This window comes from Cupriavidus basilensis (genome assembly GCF_029335485.1).
Taxonomy (GTDB): Bacteria; Pseudomonadota; Gammaproteobacteria; order Burkholderiales; family Burkholderiaceae; genus Cupriavidus; species Cupriavidus basilensis_E.
In genome coordinates this window covers 1-4,521 of the sequence record NZ_JARJLM010000314.1, presented here as the reverse complement: position 1 = coordinate 4,521, position 4,521 = coordinate 1, and the positions used below count along the sequence as shown (strand labels likewise).

Annotated in this window: 5 protein-coding genes; 2 read left to right on the top strand and 3 right to left on the bottom strand. The window is 67.0% G+C overall.

All coding sequences use genetic code 11. The annotated features are described in order from the left end of the window. Positions 1-111: 111 nt before the first annotated feature. A complete protein-coding gene (locus P3W85_RS18330) occupies positions 112-390 on the bottom strand; it encodes a hypothetical protein (protein ID WP_276265835.1) in 279 nt (92 codons plus the stop codon). 169 nt (positions 391-559) lie between these two features. After that, a complete protein-coding gene (locus P3W85_RS18325; RefSeq protein WP_017230705.1) occupies positions 560-1,132 on the bottom strand; it encodes a YggT family protein in 573 nt (190 codons plus the stop codon). Between the two features lie 216 nt (positions 1,133-1,348). On the opposite strand from P3W85_RS18325, the gene P3W85_RS18320 reads away from it, so the two are divergent. Together P3W85_RS18320 and P3W85_RS18315 are read left to right on the top strand one after the other, a co-directional pair. Next, positions 1,349-1,801, top strand: coding sequence for a MarR family winged helix-turn-helix transcriptional regulator (locus P3W85_RS18320; protein ID WP_017230704.1), 453 nt, complete (start codon positions 1,349-1,351; stop codon positions 1,799-1,801). A 151-nt stretch (positions 1,802-1,952) separates the two neighbouring features. Further along, on the top strand, positions 1,953-2,630 hold the full coding sequence (locus tag P3W85_RS18315) for a glycine zipper 2TM domain-containing protein (protein WP_017230703.1): 678 nt from the start codon (positions 1,953-1,955) through the stop codon (positions 2,628-2,630). A 198-nt stretch (positions 2,631-2,828) separates the two neighbouring features. On the opposite strand, the gene P3W85_RS18310 is transcribed toward P3W85_RS18315, so the two are convergent. Beyond that, positions 2,829-4,364: a fatty acyl-CoA synthetase gene (locus P3W85_RS18310; RefSeq protein ID WP_276265834.1), complete on the bottom strand. Its 1,536-nt coding sequence runs from the start codon at positions 4,362-4,364 to the stop codon at positions 2,829-2,831. Positions 4,365-4,521 lie beyond the last annotated feature (157 nt).

Sequence of the window (4,521 nt, the reverse complement as noted above, 5' to 3'; positions counted from 1 at the left end):
CTGGCAGGCTAGCCCTTTGCTGCTGTTGCTACGGCTTCTACTTCTATTTCCACTTCCAAATCTACTGCTGCGGCAGCCTCTTCCAATGCTGCCGTCAATGGCCGGGCGCGCTCAGGCGCCGTCGCTGAAGCTGCTGCGGGGCTCGTTCACGCCGCGGGCGCCGTCGGAAAAGACGTCGCGCTGGCCGATGCGGGCGCCATCGGTGTACGGGTCGCGCGGGCCGTTGCGGGCGCCGTCGGTGAAGGCATCGACGGTGCGGCCGATGCTGCCGTCCAGGCGGGCCAGGTCCGATACCGGGGTGGCGGCGTGGGCGGAGGCGGCAGCCATCGACAGGCCGATGGCGCAGAGGAGGGTGGCGGCGAGGGTACGGGGTTGTGCGAGGGTCTTCATGATGCTTCCTTTTCTTCTGGCATGTCGTGGTGCGTTCCACGTTGGCTGTAATGTAGGCGGCCCTCTGCTCAGGAAAAAGCGCTAATCACCAAAACACTGTTCGTCCATATGGACAATCACCGCGGACCCGTGCCGCAGGGGCCGTCCTGCCCCCTTGCGGCACGTTCGCTCAGAGACCGAAGAAACGGGCGCCGAACAGCCCGGCGCCCAGCCGGGCGATGACCATCAGCAGGATCTGGGCGATCACGAAGAGCACCAGGGGCGAGATATCGAAGCCGCCCAGTTGCGGCACCATGCGGCGGATGGGCCGCAGCAGCGGCGCGGTCAGGTGGCTGATGGCTGGCGTGACCGGCGAATGCGGGTTGACCCAGGAGAGGATCGCCATCAGCAGCGTCACCCACATCACCATGCTGATGCCCCACTTCAGCATATTGAGGACGGCAATGAGCAGGATCAGCGGCAGCGAGCCCAGCGGATCGGCGCCGGAAAGCAGCACGACCAGCAGCAGGAATACCACGGCCGTGAGCCAGGCGCCGATCACGCTAGCCCAGTCGATGCCGCCGAGGCCGGGTATCACCCGGCGCAGCGGCCGCACCAGCCAGTCGGTGACCTGGAACACGCCTTGCGAGACGGGGTTGCGCGTGGGCAGCCGTGTCCATTGCATCCACAGGCGCAGCAGCAGCGCCATGCCGAACAAGGTGAAGACGGTATCGAGCAGGAAAAGGGCGATTTCCGTGAACATCGGTTTCGGTTCCGGTGGCAGTGGTGAGATTGGCAGGCAGGAGTGTCTGCGAACGCACAGATTCTGCCATACCCGCATGGGCCGCGGTCGAAACGCGGACGGGCTGGTATGTGGGCCGGCATGCCGTGGCTGTTCTCCTGTCCAGCCCGGGCAGCCCGTGGGCTGCCTCTATAATGGGCGTCGAGCCAAGTTCCAGCATACCGACGCTGCCCTGCCATGACCCGTCAGCCTGCCGCATCCAGATCCCCGCTTGCCAAGCAGGATTTCGAGGCGTTATCCGATTTTCGCTATCAGCTGCGCCGGTTCCTGCGGTTTTCCGAGGATGCCGCGCACAACGAAGGCCTGACCGTGCAGCAATACCTGCTGATGCTGCATATCCGTGGCTGTGCCGGTAAAGACTGGGCTTCGATCGGGGAACTGGCCGAGCGCCTGCAGGCCAAGCAGCATGGCGTGGTGGCGCTGGTCAACCGCTGCGAGGCGGCCGGCCTGGTCAAGCGCAAGGCCAACGCGGATGACCGGCGTATCGTGGAAGTCCACCTGCTCGCCAAGGGCGAGCGCTTCCTGAGCCGGCTGGCGATGCTGCACCGGAGCGAGCTTGAATCGCTGCGTGGCACCTTCCGCGTGGCGCGCCTCACGGCCTTCAACGACGACGGCGCGGAGCGCGCCTGAGCTGCAGCGAGGGGATGCGCCCGGTTTTTCATGGCCCGGTGCGATTTTCGTTACAGGCGGTTACCAATCACAAGCCTCGGTGACACCCGCGGCGCCCTGCCGGCCCTAGACTCGCGCGCATCACTACTCGCGACATCCGCAGGAGCTCCACATGCCTTTCCCTTCCTTTCCCCTTCGTGCCGCCGCGCTGGGCTTGCTTGCGGCCGGCGCCCTTACCGGCTGCGTGACCGCCCCCTATGGCGGGTATGGCGGATATGGCGGGGCCTACGGGAATAACGGCGGCTACGGGGCGTACGGCAGCAGCGGCGCGCAGGCCGGCGGCGCATATCCCGTTGCCTACCCGCAGCAGGGCTACGAGCAACAGGGCTATCAACAGCAAGGCTACGAGCAACCGGCCTACCCGCAGCAAGGCTACCCGCAGCAGACCGCTCCGCAAGCCGGCTATCCCCAGACCTATCCGGCCGAAGGCGGCTACGGTAACGATGCCTACGGCGTGCGCTACGGCCAGGTCGAATCCATCGAGATGCTGCCCGGGCAAGCGCCGGGAGGGAGCGGTGCCGGTGCCGTGATCGGCGGGGTCGTGGGCGGCCTGCTCGGCCACCAGGTGGGTGGCGGCCGCGGCAACACGGTGGCCACCATCGGCGGCGCGGTGGCTGGCGCGCTGGCCGGCAACGAGGTAGAGAAGCGCGCCAACACGGCGCCACCGGCGTACCGTATCCGCGTGCGCACCACCGACAACGCCTATCTCACGCTGACCCAGTCGACACCCTACAACCTGCGCAATGGCGACCGGGTCAAGGTGCAGAACGGGGTGGCGATGCCCTACTGACAATGGGGTTGCCGGGATCTCCGGCGCCGCTTGCTCCTATTGTGCAGGGTGTAGGGGTCTCCAGGGGGCGCGGCGCATTGCCGCTATCCTCCTATCCCAAGGCGTGCGGCATGAAGATCCTGATGCTACTGACGCTTCTCCGGTAGGCGGGCGGGCGCAGCGGGGCGCGATGCACCGCGCCCCGCCAATGGCGCCGGATCAGTCGCCGAACAGACCCGCGTAGTCCTCGCGCAATTGCCGCTTGAGCAGCTTGCCGGCGGTGTTGCGCGGCAGGTCCGCCACGAAGACGATGCGCTTGGGCACCTTGAACGGCGCCAGCGCGGCGCGTGCATGCGCGAGCAGCACCGCCTCCTCCGCCCGCGCATCGCGCTTGAGCACCACGCAGGCCGCGACCGCTTCGACCCATTTCGGATGCGGCAGCGCGAACACCGCGGTTTCGGCTACCGCTTCATGCTGGTACAGGCATTCCTCGACTTCCCGGCTGGAGACGAGCACACCGCCGGAGTTGATCACGTCCTTGATGCGGTCGACCACGTAGAGATAGCCTTGCGCGTCCATGAACCCAAGATCGCCCGAGTGGAACCAGCCACCGCTGAAGGCTTCGGCGGTCTGCCCGGGCTTGTCCCAGTACCCCGTCAGCAACTGCGGCGAGCGGTGCACGATCTCGCCGAGCTCGCCGGGTCTGGCATCCTGCATTTTTTCGTCGACGATGCGCGTTTCCACATTGAGCACCGGCCGTCCGGCCGAGGCGGGGCGTTCGCGATGTTCCTCAGGTCCCAGTACCGTCGCCAGTGGCCCGATCTCGCTTTGCCCGTAGCAGTTGTAGAAGCCGAGCGCCGGCAGGCGCTCGCGCAATTCCTGCAACACGGGCAGCGGCATGATCGATGCGCCGTAATAAGCCTTGGTCAGGGTGCCCAGCTGCCCGGGATCGAATTCCGCATGGCGCAGGAGCGCGATCCAGACGGTGGGCGGCGCGAAGAAGCTGGTGATGCCCTCCTCCCGCACCGTGCGCAGGCAGAAACCCGGCTCGGGGCTCTGCGCCAGCAAGGCGGTGCCGCCCATCAGCAGCAAGGGCATCAGGAACACATGCATCTGCGCCGAATGGTAGAGCGGCAGCGCGGCCAGCGCGTAGTCTTCCGGCCGGATGTCGCATGACGCGATGGCGCTCATGTATTCGGCCAGCAGGGCGCGATGCGTGAGTACCGCACCTTTGGGCGCCGAGGTGGTCCCGGAGGTATAGAGGATCTGTGCCGGCATGGTGTCGTCGAGGCTGGCCAGGATCTCTCCCGCGGGGCCCCCGGCCGCCGCCAGCACGTCGTGTGCGCCGCCGCCGTACAGGCTGCCCAGCAAGGCGCAGGGCAGCCCTTCGACATGGGCAGCCAGCGCCGGATCGGCGAACAGCGCGCTGGAGCCGGACTGGGTGACGATATATTCCACCTCGCCGCGCGTCATCGAGAAGTTCACCGGTACGTGGACCAGCCCGGCACGCAGGCAGCCCAGCCACAGCAGCACGTAGGCGTCCGAATTCTTGCCGAACGCGGCCACGCGGTCGCCGGGGCGCAGACCCCAGCGCTGCAGCGCTGCCCCCACGCTGGCTGCCGCGGCTTCGAGCTGGCGGTAGGTCCAGGTGCGCTCGCCGAAGCGCAGCGCGGCTTTGTCGGGACTGCGCCTTACCGCGCGGGCGATGGCATCGGGAATCGTGTTGCGCAGGACGCGCTGCTGCTCTGACTGCATGGTGGTCTCCGTTTTGTTTTTAGGGTCCAGCAAGTCTTGAGCCTATGCCGCTCTGCATCATTCGCCGGTCATGACGCGGCAGTAGCGGCACTGGCATTCGAGGGGCAGCATACGGGCGCTCCGGCTCAGGTGCAAGGCACTCCGGCGGGGGGAGACG